At 31.9% G+C, this 20,742-nt stretch carries 13 protein-coding genes; 11 read left to right on the top strand and 2 right to left on the bottom strand.

The genetic code is table 11. The annotated features are described in order from the left end of the window. Window positions 1-124: 124 nt before the first annotated feature. The 8 genes from BDW31_RS02780 to BDW31_RS02745 all read left to right on the top strand — a co-directional run bounded on the left by BDW31_RS02780 (window position 125) and on the right by BDW31_RS02745 (window position 12,493). Window positions 125-1,456, top strand: a complete 1,332-nt coding sequence (locus tag BDW31_RS02780; protein WP_037549027.1) for a glucose-6-phosphate isomerase — start codon at window positions 125-127, stop codon at window positions 1,454-1,456. Between the two features lie 229 nt (window positions 1,457-1,685). Then, window positions 1,686-2,258, top strand: coding sequence for a TVP38/TMEM64 family protein (locus BDW31_RS02775; protein ID WP_053024296.1), 573 nt, complete (start codon window positions 1,686-1,688; stop codon window positions 2,256-2,258). Between the two features lie 4 nt (window positions 2,259-2,262). Then, window positions 2,263-2,787: a signal peptidase I gene (lepB, locus tag BDW31_RS02770; protein WP_053024297.1), complete on the top strand. Its 525-nt coding sequence runs from the start codon at window positions 2,263-2,265 to the stop codon at window positions 2,785-2,787. A gap of 14 nt (window positions 2,788-2,801) precedes the next feature. After that, the gene (lepB, locus tag BDW31_RS02765) at window positions 2,802-3,374 is read left to right on the top strand and encodes a signal peptidase I (RefSeq protein ID WP_053022331.1); all 573 of its coding nucleotides are present in this window, start codon (window positions 2,802-2,804) and stop codon (window positions 3,372-3,374) included. Window positions 3,375-3,536: 162 nt separating this feature from the next. After that, window positions 3,537-7,025, top strand: a complete 3,489-nt coding sequence (gene addB, locus BDW31_RS02760) for a helicase-exonuclease AddAB subunit AddB (protein ID WP_053024298.1) — start codon at window positions 3,537-3,539, stop codon at window positions 7,023-7,025. Continuing rightward, window positions 7,018-10,695, top strand: coding sequence for a helicase-exonuclease AddAB subunit AddA (gene addA / locus BDW31_RS02755; protein WP_110709121.1), 3,678 nt, complete (start codon window positions 7,018-7,020; stop codon window positions 10,693-10,695). The genes addB and addA overlap by 8 nt, the downstream gene beginning before the upstream one ends. 125 nt (window positions 10,696-10,820) lie before the next feature. Beyond that, window positions 10,821-11,723, top strand: coding sequence for a fumarylacetoacetate hydrolase family protein (locus BDW31_RS02750; protein ID WP_037549037.1), 903 nt, complete (start codon window positions 10,821-10,823; stop codon window positions 11,721-11,723). Between the two features lie 368 nt (window positions 11,724-12,091). Then, complete coding sequence (locus BDW31_RS02745) at window positions 12,092-12,493, top strand: YisL family protein (RefSeq protein WP_037538693.1); 402 nt, start codon at window positions 12,092-12,094, stop codon at window positions 12,491-12,493. A 73-nt stretch (window positions 12,494-12,566) separates the two neighbouring features. On the opposite strand, the gene BDW31_RS02740 is transcribed toward BDW31_RS02745, so the two are convergent. Both BDW31_RS02740 and BDW31_RS02735 read right to left on the bottom strand, forming a co-directional pair. Next, complete coding sequence (locus BDW31_RS02740) at window positions 12,567-13,889, bottom strand: CoA-disulfide reductase (RefSeq protein ID WP_053024300.1); 1,323 nt, start codon at window positions 13,887-13,889, stop codon at window positions 12,567-12,569. Between the two features lie 81 nt (window positions 13,890-13,970). After that, window positions 13,971-14,795, bottom strand: a complete 825-nt coding sequence (locus tag BDW31_RS02735; RefSeq protein ID WP_037549044.1) for a Cof-type HAD-IIB family hydrolase — start codon at window positions 14,793-14,795, stop codon at window positions 13,971-13,973. A gap of 200 nt (window positions 14,796-14,995) precedes the next feature. Here BDW31_RS02735 and BDW31_RS02730 point away from each other — a divergent pair, with 200 nt between their 5' ends. The 3 genes from BDW31_RS02730 (at window position 14,996) to clpB (ending at window position 20,482) form a co-directional block, all read left to right on the top strand. Then, window positions 14,996-15,304 (top strand): metal-sulfur cluster assembly factor, encoded by a 309-nt coding sequence (locus tag BDW31_RS02730; protein WP_011276244.1) that lies wholly within the window; start codon window positions 14,996-14,998, stop codon window positions 15,302-15,304. 446 nt (window positions 15,305-15,750) lie between these two features. Continuing rightward, window positions 15,751-17,577, top strand: coding sequence for an acyltransferase family protein (locus tag BDW31_RS02725; RefSeq protein ID WP_110709119.1), 1,827 nt, complete (start codon window positions 15,751-15,753; stop codon window positions 17,575-17,577). Between the two features lie 295 nt (window positions 17,578-17,872). Beyond that, window positions 17,873-20,482, top strand: a complete 2,610-nt coding sequence (gene clpB / locus BDW31_RS02720) for an ATP-dependent chaperone ClpB (protein ID WP_110709117.1) — start codon at window positions 17,873-17,875, stop codon at window positions 20,480-20,482. Window positions 20,483-20,742: the final 260 nt, after the last annotated feature.

The following is a 20,742-nucleotide window of genomic DNA, read 5'->3' as shown; positions in this document are numbered from 1 at the left end:
TAAAAATGTCTTAAAATTGTTGAATTAATTTGAAAATATTCGAATAGTCAGTCATGTCAATTGAATAGCAGGCTTAAAGTTAGTAAAATTAAATCAACAAGGATATACAGGAGGCTTTTATAAAATGACTCATATTCAATTAGATTATGGAAAAGCATTGGAATTCTTTGGTCAACATGAAATTGATCAACAACAAGATATCGTTAAAACAATTCATAAAACGATTCACGAAGGTACTGGTGCAGGTAGTGATTTCTTAGGTTGGGTGAATCTTCCGGAAGACTATGATAAGAAAGAATTTTCAAGAATTGTGGAAGCATCAAAACGTATAAAATCTAATTCAGACGTATTAGTAGTAATTGGTATTGGAGGTTCATATTTAGGTGCACGTGCTGCTATTGAAATGTTAACTTCATCATTCCGAAATTCAAAGGAATACCCTGAAATTGTATTCGTGGGTAATCATTTATCATCAACGTACACTAAAGAATTAGTAGACTACTTATCAGATAAAGATTTTTCAGTAAATGTTATTTCTAAATCTGGTACAACTACAGAACCAGCAGTAGCATTTAGACTATTTAAACAATTAGTTGAAGATAAGTATGGAAAAGCAGAAGCTAAAAAACGTATCTTTGCTACTACAGATAAAGCAAAAGGCGCATTAAAACAATTAGCAGATAATGAAGGTTATGAAACGTTTGTAGTACCAGATGATGTTGGTGGTCGTTATTCTGTATTAACTGCTGTGGGTCTATTACCGATTGCAACAGCTGGCATAAATATTGAATCAATCATGATTGGTGCAAACAAAGCGCGTAAAGAATTATCATCAGATAAATTAGATGAAAATATTGCTTATCAATATGCGACAATCCGTAATATTCTATATAGCAAAGGCTACACTACTGAAATGTTGATTAATTATGAACCGTCAATGCAATATTTCAATGAGTGGTGGAAACAATTATATGGTGAGTCTGAAGGTAAAGACTTCAAAGGTATATATCCATCTAGTGCAAACTATACAACTGACTTACATTCATTAGGTCAATATGTCCAAGAAGGACGTCGTTTCTTATTTGAAACAGTTGTAAAAGTAAACAACCCTAAACACGATATTACAATTGAAGAAGATAGTGATGATTTAGATGGATTAAATTACTTAGCAGGTAAAACAATTGATGAAGTTAATACTAAAGCATTTGAAGGTACACTATTAGCTCACACTGATGGTGGCGTTCCTAATGTTGTTGTAAATATTCCACGCTTAGACGAGGAAACATTTGGTTATGTTGTATACTTCTTTGAATTAGCGTGTGCAATGAGTGGATATCAATTAGGTGTTAATCCATTTAACCAACCTGGAGTAGAAGCATACAAACAAAACATGTTTGCATTATTAGGTAAACCTGGATTTGAAGATAAGAAGAAAGAATTAGAAGAGCGTTTATAATTCTCTAGTCATTCAATAGCGTCAATTAAATATGTCTTACAAAGTCGATATGGATCAAATTCCGTATCGACTTTTCTATTATATACCTTTATATTAAAGCTAAGGAATGAGTTCTAACTACTACCTGTGACTGATTTATTGTTATATAGGTAGATTTATAAATGAAACAGTGTACAATATTTCTATGAAATAATAACTGTTAATTCAATAGGAAGGATTTGATGTAACTATGTTTCATCAAATTGAACAATGGTTTGATTTATTACAAGGCTTTGGTTATCTGGCTGGATTTATTATTTTATTTTTTAGAGCCATTGTGCCAGTACTTCCTTTAACATTGTATGTTATTTTATGTGTTCATGCGTACGGCTTAATAGCAGGTACGATTATTAGTTGGTTAGGTGTTGTAGCAGGTACTTATACAGTGTTCTTTTTCTGTAGAAAATTTCTTAATGCTAACTTTATGAAGCGGATTAAATCAAGACGATCGGTTGAACGCCTAATTCATTTTATAGATAGACAGGGCTTAGTACCAATATTTATATTAATGTGTTTTCCGTTTACACCCAATACACTAGTTAATTTTGTGGCAAGTTTCTCTCATATTAGAGGCAAATATTATTTTATAATTTTACTTATATCTAAGTTAATTTCTATTACATTTTTGGCGATTATGGGAAAAAGTGTAACCTCATTTTTCACACATCCTGTTAGAGCAATAATGGTATTAATAGTTACTATAGCGTTATGGTTTATTGGTAAGAAAGTCGAGGGCTATTTCATGGGTTCGGACAAGGAGTGACAAGGTGCGTAGAGTGACAAGTTGGATTGTAGCATTCCTATTTGCTTGTCTGTTTGTCATGTTTATACAAATGTTCTTAGTTAAAGGTGCTGTAGTTCAAACTGATGATATGTCACCAACTTTGAATAAAGGTGACCGTGTCATTATTAATAAAATTAAAGTTACCTTTAACATGTTGAAAGATGGAGATATTATCATGTATCGACATAAAAATCAATTACACTTTGGTAGATTGGTCGGCAAGCCTGGTGAATCAATTGAAGTTAGAAACGGTAAATTGTATAGAGATGATAGACAAGTTAATAAATTTTATGCTAAAAATAGAGATATTAATAATTTTGCAATAAGAGATTTACATGATTCTGATGGTGATATTATTCCGCCAAATTCATATTTTATTTTAAATGATAATGGTGATAAACAAAGTGATTCAAGGACATATGGATTAATAGATAAGGACGATATTGTAGGAGATGTTAGTTTAAAGTATTATCCATTTAAAGAATTTACCTATCAGTTAAATAAGTAGATGAGGTGTTAAAATTGAAGAAAGAAATAGTTGAATGGATTGTTGCCATAGCGGTAGGTTTATTACTTGTATGGGTAATGGTCAACTTCGTAGCTAAATCATATACTATAAAAGGCGATTCAATGGATCCGACACTAAAAGATGGTGAACACGTCATGGTTAACATTCTAGGATATAAAGTTGGAGACATAAAAAAAGGTAATGTAATCGTATTTCATGCGAATCAACAAGACGATTATGTTAAACGTGTCATTGGTGTACCTGGCGATAACGTTATTTATAAAAATGATAAACTATATGTTAATGGCAAAAAGATAAATGAACCTTATCTTGATTACAATGAAAAACGTAAACAAGGTGAATATATTACGGGTTCATTTGAAACTAAAGATTTACTAAATGCAAATCCTAAATCAAATATCATACCAAAAGGTAAATACTTAGTTTTAGGTGATAACAGAGAAGTCAGTAAGGATAGTAGGGCGTTTGGTTTAATTGATAAAGATCAAGTTGTTGGTAAAGTATCATTTAGATTTTGGCCGTTTAGTGAATTCAAGTTTAACTTTAATCCAGATAATGAAAAATAAGAAAAATTAGTGATAATGAATTAATTTTTAACATAGCAAGACTGGTAATGGAATGTTCATAGAGGTTCCGCCAGTCTTTTTTTGTTCAATATTTGGACCTAACAAAACATTTTTAAGAACGTATGTTCTATGTTAAAATAAGTTCAAAGGAGTGTGGGAATAATGGAGTTGAACGCATACATTGGCAGAGCAGGAACAGGCAAATCTCATCATATGATTGATAATATTAAGCAACAAATGAAAGAGGATCCTCTAGGTGATCCAATTGTTTTAATAGCACCAACACAGAGTACTTTTCAATTAGAACAAGCATTTGTTAATGATAAAGAATTGAATGGAAGCCTAAGAACTGAAGTGCTTCACTTTGAACGCTTAAGTTATAGAGTTTTTCAAGAGGTTGGGGGATTAACTGAAGAACGACTAACGCAATCGGCTACCGAGATGATGATTTATGATTTAGTTCAACAACATCAATCGGAATTAAAACTATATCAATCACAAGTAAATTATTATGGTTTTAGTGAGAAGTTAAGTGAACAAATTCAAGATTTTAAGAAATATTCTGTTACGCCAGAACATTTACATACATTTTTGCAAGATAATGACTTGAAGACGAGAACTAGACATAAATTAGAAGATATATCGCTTATTTATCAGTATTTTGAGGAACGCATAAATGGCGAATTTATTACTTCAGAGGATAGTTTAAATCATTTTATTGATATTTTAAGTCAATCAGAATGGATTAAAAGAGCAGAGGTATACATAGATGGATTCCACAACTTCTCTACATTGGAGTATCAAATTATTAAAGCACTCGTTCAAAGCGCCAAAAAAGTTACTGTTCTTTTAACAACTGATGGTAATGAAGATCCATTTAGTTTATTCAGAAAACCATCAGAGGTATTAACGCATCTAAAGGAAATTGCCAATGATTTAAACATAGAATTACAACAACAATTCTTTAAACAACAATATCGTTTTAACAATAAAGATTTAATACAACTGGAACAACAATTTGATGCATTGCAAATTAATCCTATCGCTTACGATGGTAATATTAATATTTTAGAATCCTCAAGTATACGTGAAGAAGTTAATGAAGTAGCTCGCCAAATTATTAAAGATACACGTGATAAGCAATATAGATATCAAGACATTGCTATCTTGTATCGTGATGAATCTTATGCATTTTTATTTGACTCTGTTCTTCCACAGTATGATATTCCATTTAATATCGACACTAAAAGATCAATGACACATCATCCGATCATGGAAATGGTACGCTCACTTTTGGAAGTTATTCAAACAAACTGGAATATTAGTCCTATGATGCGTTTAATTAAAACCAATATTCTATCTAATCACTTTAAGGATAGTGCATATTTAATTGATTTATTAGAGAATTTTGTCGTTGAACGTGGTGTTTATGGCAAACGTTGGCTTGATGAAAAACTGTTTAGTATTGATAACTTTACGAAAATGGAACGTAAAGAACATAAATTAACTACTGAAGAGCGAGAAGATTTCGAGCAAGTAGTTCATTTAAAGAATGATATTATTGATAAAATATTAACTTTTGAAAAAGCAATGAACGAAGCAGAAAATGTGAGAGGTTTTGCAACAGCTTTCTATGAGACAATGGAGGCATTTGATTTACCTAAATATTTAATGACTCACCGTGACCAATTAGACGTCGATGGTCGTCATGAAGAAGCTGAAGAAATAGATCAAATTTGGAATGGTCTTATTCAAATTTTAGATGATTTAGTCACTGTATTTGATAATGAAGAAATGACTCTTAAACGCTTTTTAGAGGTATTTGATATTGGTTTAGAACAATTAGAATTTGTAATGATTCCTCAAACCCTCGATCAAGTGAGTATAGGAACAATGGACTTAGCGAAAGTAGACAATAAAAAGCATATTTATATGGTTGGAATGAACGATGGTGCTATGCCACAACCGGTTTCTTCTTCTAGTCTTATAACAGATGAAGAAAAGAAAGTGTTTGAACAACAAGTACAAGTTGAATTAAGTCCTACATCAGATATCTTACAAATGGATGAAGCGTTTGTTTGTTATATTGCAATGACACGAGGCAGTGAACAAGTTACATTTTCATATAGTTTAATGGGTGCACAAGGTGAGGATAAAGAAAAAAGTCCATTTATTGACCAAATACAAGGGTTGTTCAATGGATTAGATGTAACGAATATTCATTATCAACATAATGCACAACCTTTATCGTTAATGGAGCATCCACATCAAACTAAAGTCGTCTTATTCGAATCTTTAAAATCTTGGCTAGAGGCAGAGATGGTTGCTGATGTATGGGTTGATGCTTATCAAGTCATGCGTGATAATGACAAATTGAATAACGGTTTAGAGTACTTGTTAACTGCGTTGACATATGACAACAAAACAGTGAAATTAGATGAACCATTGGCTGCATCTTTATATGGTTCAACAATTAACGCAAGTGTATCTAGATTTGAAAGGTATAATGATTGTCCGTTTAAACATTATGCGAATCATGGTTTAAGGTTAAATGAGCGAACGAAATATAAGCTTGAAAATTTTGATCTAGGAAATATTTTCCATACTGCATTGAAGTATATTTCGGATAAGGTAGATGGAGACTTTAAACATCTTGATAATAAGAAGATACATGCTTTAACTGTTGAAGCTTTAGAGAATGTTTTACCTCAAGTCCAATTCAATCTCATGGATTCAAATGCATACTATCGGTATGTGTCAAAACGAATTGGTGTCATTGTCGAAAGTACTTTGAAAGCATTACGCTATCAAAATAAAAATACAAAGTTCAAACCACATCGTTTTGAAGCAGGATTTAGAAAGACACCGAACAACAGTGAAGAACTTATTGCGCAACCATTAATTACAAAACAAGGTATTCCAGTTAATATACGAGGACAAATTGATCGTATAGATGCTTACACTAAAGATGATAAGAGCTACATTAATATTATTGATTATAAGTCATCTAATCCCAGTGCGAAATTAGATTTAAAAAAGGTTTATTATGGTAAACAAATGCAAATGATGACTTATATGGATATTGCTTTGCAAAATGCCCAACGTCTGGGATTATCTAAAGAAATTAAACCAGGTGGCCTATTGTATTTTCATGTACATGATGAACGTCTCAGTTTTAAAGATTGGGGAGAATTGGAAGATGATGCTTTAATACAGGACAAACTTGAACAAGCATTTTTAAAAGAATATAGATTACGCGGCTTAGTTAATAGCGATATGGATGTAGTAGACGCATTGGATATTCGTTTAGAAGAAATTGGTAAATCCGACATTGTTCCAGTTAGCCTGAAGAAAGATGGAAGTATTGGAAGTAGGGGGAGCAGTGTTGCTGATGAAACAACAATTCATAAATTTATCAAACATAATAAAGACAACTTTATAAAGACTGCTACAAATATTATGGAAGGTCATACCGAAGTTGCACCACTTAAATTCGATGACCAATTACCATGCCAATTTTGTAATTTTCAATCAGTGTGCCATGTGGATACTATTATTGATAGTAAACATTATCGCCATGTAGATGAAACTATAGATCCTATCAAAGCAATACAAGATGTCGAGTTAGAAAGCGGTGATCATAATGAATAACATCCCAATCAAACCTAAAGGTGCTCAATGGACAGATGCACAGTGGAAGAGTATATACGCTAATGGTCAAGATGTATTAGTAGCTGCAGCAGCAGGGTCTGGTAAAACTGCAGTATTAGTAGAAAGAATAATTCAAAAAATTATTAGAGATGAAATAGATGTTGATAAGTTACTCGTTGTTACTTTTACTAATTTAAGTGCGAGAGAAATGAAGCATCGTGTTGATCAACGCATTCAACAAGCGTCAATAGAAGATCCTAGAAATGAACATTTAAAGAATCAGCGCATTAAAATTCATCAAGCACAAATTTCGACATTACATAGCTTCTGTTTAAAGATTATTCAACAGCATTATGATGTCATTGATTTGGATCCTAATTTCCGCACAATTAGTGATGTAGAGAATGTGCTGTTACTTGAACAGTCTATTGATGAAGTTTTAGAAAAACATTATGATACACCAGATATAGAATTTCTTACTTTAGTAGAACAATTATCAAGTGATCGTAATGATGATAATTTTAGAGATTTGTTAAAACGTTTCTATAATTTCAGTATAGCCAATCCTTCACCGTTCAAGTGGTTAGATTCTTTAGTTGAAATTTACACGGACGATAATAAACATAAATTATATCTAGACGAATTAGAAAGATTATCGAAAATTTATATCAAAGCTGCATATCATACTTTGTTAGAAGCGGAAAATAACTTTCTAAATTGTATAGAAGCGGAAAAGCATTTAGATGTTATCAAACTAGAAAAATATAAATGCGAAAAAATGATTGAGGGTAATGTGATAAATTTTGAAGAAATCATCAATTATACCTCTGAAAAATTGCCTACAATAACTAAAAAATTAAAAGATACGAATGAAGATGAAGGTATAAGTTCTCAGTTTTTAACAAACGCTAAAGATTTTTATGATGATTATAAAAAATTATTGTCGGAAGTAAAAAATAAGTATCTAATACGTTCTTATGAAGATTTAAAAGTAGATATGAAACGTTTGGCTCCTAGAATTCAATACCTTGTACAAATCGTTAAGGATATTATTAATGACTTTGCTGAAAAAAAACGTAGTCGCAATGTACTGGATTTTTCTGATTATGAACACTTCGCTCTACAAATATTAACTGACCAAGAGGGCAATGCTTCGTCAATTGCGAAAGAATATCGATCACAATTTGAAGAGATTTTAGTAGATGAATACCAAGATACGAACCAAGTACAAGAAGCAATCATATCTAAAATTAAACGTGGTGACGAATCTAATGGAAATTTATTCATGGTAGGTGACGTTAAACAATCTATCTATAAATTTAGACAAGCTGATCCAACGCTATTTATGGATAAATATCATCGTTTCACAAAAGATGGCGATCAATCAGGGTTACGTATCGATTTATCTAAGAATTTCCGTTCACGTAATGAAGTACTCGCCACAACAAATTACTTATTTGACCATATGATGGATGAAGAAGTAGGTGAAATTGAGTACGATGCTGATGCGAGACTTTATTTTGGTGCTACTAAATATTCTGATAAATCTATGCCTTTCGAACTACATGCATTAATTCAAGATAAAAGTAGCGATAATGATTTAGAAAAGTCAGAACAAGAAGCTCGCTATATTGCTGAGCAAGTTAAATATATTATTGAGCATAAACAAGTTTATGATATGAAGTCAGAAACTTATAGACAAGCTACTTTCAAAGATATCGTCATACTTGAAAGAGGGTTGAAAAATGCACGCAATTTACAACAAGTATTTAAAGACTATAATATTCCGTTCCATGTAAATAGTAAGGAAGGGTACTTTGAACAAACTGAAGTACGTCTCGTCTTATCATTTTTAAGAACCGTTGATAATCCTTTACAAGATATATATTTAGTAGGATTGATGAGATCGGTTATATACCAATTTACGGAAGATGAATTAGCAACCATTCGAGTTCAAAGTATGAACGATGATTATTTCTATCAATCCATATTGCATTATATGAAAGATCAAGAAGCGAACCCTACGTTAGTTGAGAAATTAGAACATTTTATGGATGATATAAACATGTATCAAGAATATAGTCAATCTCACCCTGTGTATCAATTAATTGATAAGTTCTATAATGATCATTACGTTATTCAATATTTTAGTGGTCTTATTGGTGGTAAAGGTAGACGCGCAAATCTATATGGATTGTTTAATAAAGCAGTAGAATTTGAAAATTCAAGTTTTAGAGGGCTGTATCAATTTATTAGATTTATTGACGAACTAATAGAACGCAACAAAGACTTTGGTGAAGAGAATGTTATAGGTCCTAATGATAATGTGGTACGTATGATGACAGTTCACAGTAGTAAAGGTCTAGAGTTCCCATATGTTATTTATTCGGGACTTTCAAAGAATTTTAATAAAGGCGACTTACGTAAACCACTCATCTTAAATCAAAAATATGGTCTAGGTATTGATTATTTTGATTTAGACCGAAATGTAATCTATCCGTCATTATCGTCAGTTGTCATTAAATCAATTACTGAAAAAGAACTTATTTCTGAAGAAATGCGATTAATGTATGTAGCTTTAACGCGAGCGAAAGAGCAACTCATTCTTATTGGTACTATTGATAAGGAAGAAACATTAGAAAAACTTGAGCGATTGCCAATTTCAGGTAATCAAATTGCATTGCATAAACGGTTATCAGCAGATCGACCTTTTGATTTAATATATAGTATTTTGGCTAAATACCAATCTACATCTTTATTACCAGAGTATCAGTTTGAGAAATCCATTGATAATTTAGATGAGAGTCTGCGTCCTACTGTAGATATTAAAATTGCACAATTTGAAGAACTTTCGATTGAGGACAGTGAATCAGAACAAGAAAGTCGCGATGTTTCAGATTTAGAAGTAGAAGGCTCGCATGATGAGACATTAAAGCAACAAATTAATGATCAATTATCATTTAAATATCCTTTTTTAAAAGATACGGAGAAACCATCTAAACAGTCTGTTTCAGAATTAAAGCGTCAATTAGAAACAGAAGAAAGTGGTACAAGTTACGAAAGGGTAAGACAATACCGTATAGGTGTATCAACTTATGAGAGACCTAAGTTTTTACGTGAAAATAAAAAACGTAAAGCAAATGAGATTGGTACTTTAATGCATACAGTTATGCAACATCTACCATTTAAAGAAATTCGTATGACTGAAACAGAATTGAATGACTATATTAATGAATTAATTGAAAAGCATATTATTGAAGAAGATGCAAAAAAAGATATTCAATTTGAAGCAGTTATGAATTTTATTAGAAGTGACTTGTATATGACTATTACACAAGCTGACAAAGTTTATAGAGAGTTACCATTTATCGTAAATCAAGCGCGTGTAGACGAAATGCCTGAATTAGATGAAGATGTGTCAATTATTCAAGGTATGATTGATTTAATATTTTTAAAGGACGGTCAATATTACTTTGTAGATTATAAAACAGATGCATTTAATAAGCGTAGAGGTATGACAGATGAAGAGGTAGGTATACAACTTCGTGATAAGTACAAAATTCAAATGAAATATTATAAAAATACATTAGAAACGATTTTAAATTCTAAAGTATACGGTTACCTTTATTTCTTCCAATTTGGTCAAATGAGTATTGAAGAAGATGTTTAATAGGTTTTTAATCCAATGAATGAAGTGTGTATTAAATTTCTAAAATTTCAGACATATATATTTGTGGTTTAGCAAAGATTAAAGTTATAATATGTATTAAGATATAGATGAGGAGTTGATACTGAATGAAATTTCTATCATTCAATTATAAAGACGCTGAATCTTACGGCGTAAAAGTTAAGCGTGAAGACGCAGTTTGGGATCTTAAAAAGGTATTTGAGGAATTTGGAGAAGGTGACTTCCACCCTCAAACATTATTAGAGGGATTACAACAAAACCAAACATTAGATTTCCAAGAACAAGTACGTAAAGCAGTTGTAGCGGCTGAAGATAGTGGTAAAGCAGATGAATTCAAAATCGCTTTTAATGACATTGAATTCTTACCACCAGTTACACCACCAAATAATGTTATTGCATTTGGTCGTAATTACCAAGATCACGCAAGTGAATTAAATCATGAGGTACAACGATTATACGTATTTACTAAAGCAGCATCATCATTAACTGGTGATGAATCAACAATTCCAAATCATAAAGATATCACTGATCAATTAGATTACGAAGGTGAATTAGGTATCGTAATCGGTAAATCTGGAGAAAAAATTCCGAAAGCATTAGCATTAGACTACATCTACGGATATACAATTATTAATGATATTACTGATCGTAAGGCGCAAAATGAACAAGATCAGGCATTTCTATCTAAAAGTTTGACAGGTGGTTGCCCAATGGGACCTTATATTGTAACTAAGGATGAGTTACCAACACCTGAAAATGTTAATATCGTAACTAAAGTTAATAATGATATTCGTCAAGATGGTAATACAAGTCAAATGATTAATAAAATTGATGATTTAATTGAAGAAATTTCTAAATATGTAGCATTACATCCAGGAGATATCATTGCTACTGGCACACCAGCTGGTGTAGGTGCAGGTTTACAACCGCCTCAATTCTTACAACCAGGTGATGAAGTCAAAGTTACTATTGATAATATTGGTACATTAACTACTTATATTGCTAAATAATAATTAATAGTTCAAAAATGTTATAAGGATTGTCTATCATAATTAGTTCATAATAAATGATTGAATTGAGACATCTTATATTATAAGTATTTCTTAATTGTAATCAGTTAATGCAGGTGAGTCTGGGACATAAATCAATGTCCCGGGCTCTAATTATATATTGCCAGAAGTTGTCAGAAATAAAAACGCACTTGTTATAACCGTTTTAATTCAGGAATCCCAGCAGAGAGAATTTCACATGGAAGTTTTACAAAACCATTATTTTAGTTTCACATCCATCTCTTATAGCGTTTAACAATACGTTCAAGTGTTTATGTGATATGATAGGTAAGTAAAAAGGTAATAAATAGTATTGGGGGAATTCGGTCTTGTTACATATGCATATTGCAAGTTGGGCGTTGACAATTATTTTATATGTAATTGCATTTTTACATATTTCAAAATCACAAGGTCCTACACCTATGTTTAAACCTTTACAAATGGCATTAAGAGTCTTTATGTTACTCACTTTATTCTCAGGGTTCTGGTTGTTAATTCAAGAATTCATGGCTGCTAGCCATGGTGGTGGGGGCAACCATATGTTGTTAACATTGAAGATGCTTTGTGGTATAGCGGTAGTTGCACTAATGGAAGTATCTATTGCGAAACGCAAGAAACACGAAGCGAGTCATGGTTTATTCTGGGCAACAATTATTTTAATAATTATTACTATGGCATTAGGTATTATCCTACCATGGGGTCCAATTAGTAGCCTTTTTGGAATTAGTTAAAATTTAAATTATTAATGATATAGGGATAGCCCTTAAATGATTGAATTTGCAGTAATCATTTAAGGGCTATTTTTTATAAATCTCTAGCTTTGTAACCAATCATATTAACTAAATCTTTTGGATGACTGTAAGGTGGTGCGTATGCCACTTCAAATTCAGTTAATTCATCAATGGTTAATTCGCTCATCATTGCCATTGATAATACGTCAATACGCTTATCAACACCTGTTTTACCTACTGCGGCAGCACGTAAAAGACGACGATTATTTGTGTCAAAGTAAATGCGTAAGTGGACATTAGTATTTCCAGGGTAATAACCTGCATGAGTGCCAGAATTTAATTCAACCATTTGATAATCAAAATGCGTTAATTCTTCGACTTTGATGCCGACGCTTGCTAATGTATAATCGAAAAATTTAACGATATTGGTACCTAAAAACCCTTTGAAAATGATATTTTTATTACCAGCTAGTTGTTCTGCAATGACGCTTGCGCCACGATGTGCTCCCCAAGCTAATGGAACTTGTGCGGGTAGATTTACATGACGGTACGAAGAGGTAATCACATCACCCAAAGCATAAATATTTGGGATGTTTGTTTCAAACTTATCGTTAACTTTAACGAAGCCTTTATCATCTAATTCTACGTTAGATGAGTCGATAAATTTCGAATTTGGATGTGTACCAACGCCTTCAATAATTATATCGTAGTCTTCTTGAATGCCTGATTTAAAAGTAACCATATGATCATTAACACTTACAATTTCCTCATTTAATCGATAAGATATGTGTCGCGAATCTAGCTCGTCAAAGATAACTTGATTCATATCTTGGTCCATCAACTTGTTAATTTTATCAGAGCGGTGAATTAGAGTAACATCTAATCCTCTAGCATATAAATTCTCCAAGACTTCTAATGAAATATAACCTGCTCCTACTACTAATGCTTTCTTAGCCTGATGTTGATCTATAAATCGATCGATGGCATCAGTATCCTCCATATTGCGTAAAGTGAATATGTAATCACTATCAAAGCCTAAAGAATTAGCACCTGCACCAGGACTCAATATTAATTCGTCATAACTCGCTTCAAATTTTTCATTCGTTTGACGATTTACTACCGTCACTGTTTGATCTTTGTCATTAATAGCAATTACTTCATGATACGTTTTAACTGTAATATCTTTCTTTTCTTTAAACACGTCTTGCGTAATTGGTAAAACATCTTTACGTTCATTAACAATGTTACCTATAAAGTAGGGTAATCCACAATTTGCGAAACTCATGTCGCGGTCTTTTTCAAAAATAGTAATTTCACTGTCTTTATCTAAACGTCGTATTTGGCTAGCACAGGTTGCACCACCGGCGACAGCACCGACTACAATTATTTTACGCATCATACATTCCTCCAGAAAAAATATATTAAAAAAGTGAGACATTATAAAAGTATACATTTGTCTCACTTTAAGAATTGTTGTTTAACCTTTATAAGGTATATTTAATTTAAAGAAATTATTTAAATAACGGCCGATACCATCATCATTATTTGAATAAGTAATATGGTTTGCAATATGTTTTAATTCATCTAGACCATTGTCCATTGCGATACCATATTTAGCATATTTAATCATTTCAATATCATTATCCTCGTCTCCGAAGGCTATAATATGTGAAGGTTCAATTCCTAAATAGTCTTTGACTTGTTCAATCCCACGCGCTTTACTAATCCCGCGTTTAACGATTTCGATTACTGGGAAAGGCGCTCCCCAACGTCTGTGCTCAATATTCTCTGCATAGAAACGCGTCAACATTTGCTTGATTCTAGGTATGTAAATCTCTTCTGCTTCTACTAATAACGACGTTGGTGCTTCATCTAATTCTTCTAATAAATTACCTGTTTCAATTTTAGGATTACCCATTGAAAAACCCTCAAATAATCTAGGGTCATGATTATTAATAAACACGTGATCGCGAACCTCAGCAATAATATTTGTAACTTTTGCTTTTTGAAGTGTTTCGATCATGTTTCTAGCGAGGTCCACATCTAGTACCTCGTGTGTCGTTTTAAAATCATCTGATTTAGGATGATGAACATAAGCTCCATTGAAGTTTACAATAGGTGTGTCCATGTTTAATTCATGATAATAAATTTGGCTTGCACGGTATGGTCTTCCAGTCGCAATCATAATGCGATGACCTTGCTTTTTTAATGTTGTAAGTACTTGCTTAGTATAGTCGCTAATTTCTTTATTATCATTTAATAATGTCCCATCTAAGTCTAAACAAATTAAATAAGGTTTCATATATTTCTCCTTAAGCTACATATCTATAGAATAAAATACATTAACATTTCATATTAAATGTTTTTAACATTGATACATAAATCAACTTTATAATGTTATTATAACGTCTTTATTCGCTTAGTTGTATCATAGCATTTTATTGGCGTTTTGTCGGATATTTGATATATTAGTGTAAAGATAAATAATGAGAGGTGATACTAATGGAAGAGGCATTAAAAGACAGTATCCTAGGTGCACTTGAAATGGTTATTGACCCTGAATTAGGTATTGATATCGTTAATTTAGGTTTAGTATATAAAGTGAATGTTGATGATGATGGTTTATGTACAGTTGAAATGACTTTAACATCAATGGGTTGCCCACTTGGGCCACAAATTATCGAACAAATTAAAACAGTATTAGCCGAGATTCCAGAAATACAAGACACAGAAGTTAATATTGTTTGGAATCCACCTTGGAACAAAGATATGATGTCAAGATACGCTAAAATTGCATTAGGCGTTGGCTAATTAATCGCTTTTGAACAATAGTACACGATTAGGATGTACTATTGTTTTTTTATTTATAATAGAAGCAATTTAAATGTTCATTTTCAATGCTTTTAGTGACAAAGTTAAGTTGATAAATGACATAATTGTAATATAAATTGAATTTGTTTAAGCGTTATACTACAATACATAAGAATTACAATATAAAATAATTTAAATTGTACTTGCATTTATGAAAAATAATAATAAATGCGTCAAATTTTATAAAATATTATTATAGTTCAAGCTCAGACATCTAAGTATAAAACTCGATTCAATCATATACATTAAAATATAAAAGAATATTAACTTAAATCATATTTTTTCATGTTGTTGATCATCGGCTTTCGTTTTATCCTGATTTTCAGTGCTTTAGTAATTAATGAATTTATTAAAATTTATTATTTAATAGGGAAAGAATGTGAACAATGAAACAAGATTTTGAAAAAGGGAAACAACGTAAGACTAAAATGCGTTACATGCCTGGTTTAGATGGACTAAGAGCAATTGCTGTCTTAGGTATTATCATTTACCATTTAAATAGGAAATGGCTTACAGGTGGTTTCATAGGTGTAGATACCTTCTTCGTTATTTCTGGATATTTAATCACAAGTTTACTTTTAAAGGAATACGAGGAGCGAGGTATTATTAGCCTTAAACAATTCTGGATTCGACGAGTTAAAAGGTTACTTCCAGCAGTTGTTGCGCTATTAATCGTCGTTGGGATTGCTACATTAATATTTGAACCACAACAAATCGTTCGAGTTAAACATGATATTATCGCTGCATTATTCTATGTGTCGAATTGGTGGTATATTGCCAAAGATGTTAACTACTTCGAACAATTTTCATTTATGCCATTAAAACACTTGTGGTCACTTGCAATAGAAGAACAGTTCTATTTGTTCTTTCCATTTGTGTTGGTCATTTTACTCTTAACGATTAAAAAATATCGCAATGTTACTTTGATATTATGGATTATTTCTCTAGTGTCTTTATTAGCGATGGTCATTATTTCACAACCCAATGTTGGGTATTCAAGAGTTTATTTTGGGACAGATACTCGCTTGCAAACGTTATTATTGGGTGTGATATTAGCATTTGTATGGCCACCGTTTAAATTAAAAGCCAATCCACCAAAAGTATTGCAACGTTCTATTGATGGTATAGGTATCTTAGGTCTAATAATACTTATCTACTTATTCTTTAAAGTGAAAGATACTAGTGAATGGATTTATAATGGTGGATTTTATCTCATCTCAGGTATGACATTATTTATTATTGCTAGTGTTGTACATCCTTCTAGTATCCTAGCAAAGGTCTTAGGTCATCGTATATTTGTTTATATAGGTAAACGCTCTTATAGTTTATATTTATGGCATTTTCCTGTCATAAGTTTTATACACATTCATTTTGTTGATGGGCAACTTCCTATTTATGTATACTTTGTTGATATCATACTTACAGTTTTATTTGCTGAGTTATCATATCGTTATATTGAAACACCATTTAGACGTGAAGGTTTAAAGGCATTTTCATTCAATTATTTAAAACGACCTAAATTTATTAGAACAATAGTGTCGATTATTGCTGTGATACCGATAGTACTGTTATTCTTAGGTGTCTTCGATCGTTTTGGAAAAGATGAAATTGAAAACAAAGCAAATTCATTCAACACGAGTGATCAAGATAAATATTTAGTAAGAATGATGCCTGGTGAAAATATAAAAATCGATGGCTCAAGTAGTAATAGTAAAAGTAAAAAACAAGTTTATACTAATATTAGTCCATTACTTATTGGAGACTCAGTGATGGTAGATATTGGGGAAGAATTTAAATCTCAAGTACCTAAAGCAACCATTGATGGTAAAGTTGGTCGTCACTTACAAGAAGCGTTGTCAATAGCAGGCAATTATTCAAATTATAATAAACCATCAGATAAAGTCGTTTTAGAACTAGGTACAAATGGTGATTTTACAGAGGAAGAATTAAATCAATTAATTAATAAGTTTGGTAAAGCACAAATTTACCTTGTTAATACACGTGTTCCTCGAGATTGGCAAGATAATGTTAATAAACAACTAGCTAATGCTGCTAAGAAGCATAAGAATGTAACTTTAGTGGATTGGCACCAACGTTCTGCAGGACATTCTGAATATTTTGCACCAGATGGTGTGCATCTTGAAAATAGTGGTGTAAAAGCTTTATCCGATGAAATAATCAAAGCTATAAAGAAAAATCCAAAAAACAAATAATTCATTCTAAACCAGTTTAGTGATTTTAAATCATTGAACTGGTTTATTTTATTTGCAGTTTTAACGAATATTTGATGTTTATAACAGAGAAAAGTGTGATAAAACAAGTAATGAAGGAGACTCACTAATCGCGTCAAACTAGCTTGAATAGGCAGTTTGATAAATTTTTAAAAGTTGAGTGTAAGTGTTGCGTAATCATATAAGAGAGTCTATAATGTAATTAAGGTCAAAGAAAGTCAAAGTCAAAATGAACTAATTGACCTTACTCTTATCAAATATATAGGGGTGAATAAATTTGGATATTAATCAAATGACATATGCAATTCAAGGTGCATTACAAAAAGCGGTTGAATTGAGCAAAGAAAATGAATTACAAAATATTGAAATTGAAGCTATATTAAAGGGAACTTTAGAAGAAACTGATAGTTTATTTAAAAGCATATTAGAACGAGCAAATATAGATACAGATGAATTAAATCAAGCGTATACAAATAAATTGAAAAATTATCCTTCTGTACAAGGAGATAATATTCAATATGGACAATATATAGGATCTAAAGCAAATGAATTATTAAATAAAGCTGAATCATATATGAAAGAATATGAAGATGAATATATTTCAATGGAACACGTCCTTCGTGCTGCGATGGATATTGATGATACTACTAAACAATTTGTTGGAAATAAAGAAGAAGTTGTAAAAGAAGTAATAACTAAAGTAAGAGGGGGAAATCATGTGACTTCACAAAATCCAGAAGTAAATTATGAAGCTTTAGAAAAATATGGTCGTGACTTAGTAGAAGAAGTACGTCAAGGTAAAATGGACCCTGTTATTGGCAGGGATGAAGAAATTCGTAACACAATTCGAATCTTAAGTCGTAAAACTAAAAACAATCCAGTATTAATCGGGGAACCTGGTGTAGGTAAAACTGCAATTGTTGAAGGTTTAGCGCAACGAATTGTACGAAAAGATGTGCCTGAATCATTACTCGATAAAACAATTTTTGAATTAGATTTAAGCGCATTGGTTGCTGGTGCTAAATTTAGAGGTGAATTTGAAGAGCGACTTAAAGCAGTACTTAAAGAAGTAAAAGAGTCAGATGGACGTATTATTTTATTCATTGATGAAATTCATATGCTAGTTGGTGCAGGTAAAACAGATGGTGCAATGGATGCTGGTAACATGTTGAAACCGATGTTAGCACGTGGCGAATTGCATTGTATTGGTGCAACTACTTTAAATGAATATAGAGAATATATTGAGAAAGATTCTGCATTAGAACGTCGTTTCCAAAAAGTAAGCGTAAGTGAACCAGATGTAGAAGATACAATTTCAATTTTACGTGGATTAAAAGAACGCTATGAAGTTTATCATGGTGTACGTATTCAAGACCGTGCTTTAGTTGCAGCAGCTGAATTATCAGATCGATATATTACTGATAGATTCTTACCTGACAAAGCAATCGATTTAGTTGACCAAGCATGTGCAACAATTCGAACAGAAATGGGTTCAAATCCAACTGAATTAGACCAAGTTAATCGTCGTGTTATGCAATTAGAAATTGAAGAAAGTGCTTTGAAAAATGAATCTGACAACGCAAGTAAACATCGTTTAGAAGAATTACAAGAAGAACTTTCAAATGAAAAAGAAAAACAAGTTTCCTTACAATCTCGTGTTGAACAAGAGAAAGAAAAAATTGCTAAAGTACAAGAAAAACGTGCTGAATTAGATCGCAGTCGACAAGCTCTAGAAGATGCACAAACTGAGGGCAATCTAGAAAAGGCAGCAGAATTACAATATGGTACAATACCTCAATTAGAAAAAGAATTAAAAGAATTTGAAGAAGCTTATCAAGATGAACAAGGTGACAGCGAACGTATGATTCGTGAAGTTGTTTCTGATGAAGAAATTGGAGACATCGTAAGTCAATGGACTGGTATTCCAGTATCAAAATTAGTTGAAACTGAAAGAGAAAAATTATTGAACCTAGGTGATATCTTACACGAACGTGTTGTGGGTCAAGATAAAGCAGTAGACTTAGTATCTGATGCTGTTGTAAGAGCACGTGCAGGTATTAAAGATCCTAATAGACCGATTGGTAGTTTCTTATTCTTAGGACCAACTGGTGTAGGTAAAACTGAATTAGCAAAATCATTAGCTGCATCATTGTTTGATTCTGAGAAACACATGATTCGAATCGACATGAGTGAGTATATGGAGAAACATTCAGTTTCTAGACTGATTGGTGCCCCTCCAGGTTATGTAGGTCATGATGAAGGTGGACAATTGACAGAAGCGGTTAGACGTAATCCATATTCAGTCATTTTATTAGATGAAGTTGAAAAAGCACATAGTGATGTATTCAACGTTTTACTTCAAATATTAGATGAAGGTCGTTTAACTGATTCTAAAGGACGCAGTGTTGACTTTAAAAACACTATCATTATTATGACAAGTAACATCGGTTCACAAGTATTACTTGAGAATGTTAAAGATACTGGTGATATTACTGAAGACACTGAAAAAGCTGTAATGGATAGCTTACATGCATTCTTTAAACCAGAAATCTTAAACCGTATGGATGATATAGTATTATTTAAACCATTATCTATTAATGATATGAGTATGATTGTTGATAAAATCTTAACTCAATTAAATATACGCTTATTGGATCAACGTATTTCAATTGATGTGTCTGATGACGCGAAAAAATGGTTAGGAGAAGAAGCATACGAACCACAATTTGGTGCAAGACCATTGAAACGTTTTGTTCAACGTCAAATTGAAACACCATTAGCACGTATGATGATTAAAGAAAGCATGCCTGAAGGTACTGTGGTAAAAGTTGATATAAATGATGATCATGATTTAACATTTGATGTACAAAAGCCTGAAAATGAATAATGAATGTTTAGGTAAACCTAGGGAGTGTGATGAGCACTTTCTAGGTTTTTATGTTTTTAAGTGCAGTTCAGTGTATTGTAGCATTCACTTGCCTTAGTTATAACTTAAACTAAAGATTAGTAAGAATAAGTAATTCCTCACTTCAAAAATTTTTTCAAAGTCATGAAGCTTGTAATGTATCGCTGTAATAGTAAGGGTTCATCTATATCTAGTTTAATAAAGAAAAACACTTGAAATTTGATTAATAAATTCAAATTCCA

Origin of the sequence: Staphylococcus sp. AtHG25 (assembly GCF_003217445.1) — a bacterium.
In the GTDB taxonomy this organism is placed as follows: domain Bacteria; phylum Bacillota; class Bacilli; order Staphylococcales; family Staphylococcaceae; genus Staphylococcus; species Staphylococcus haemolyticus.
The sequence above is the reverse complement of the archived record's forward strand: the minus strand, read 5'-3'. Positions and strand labels throughout refer to the sequence as shown.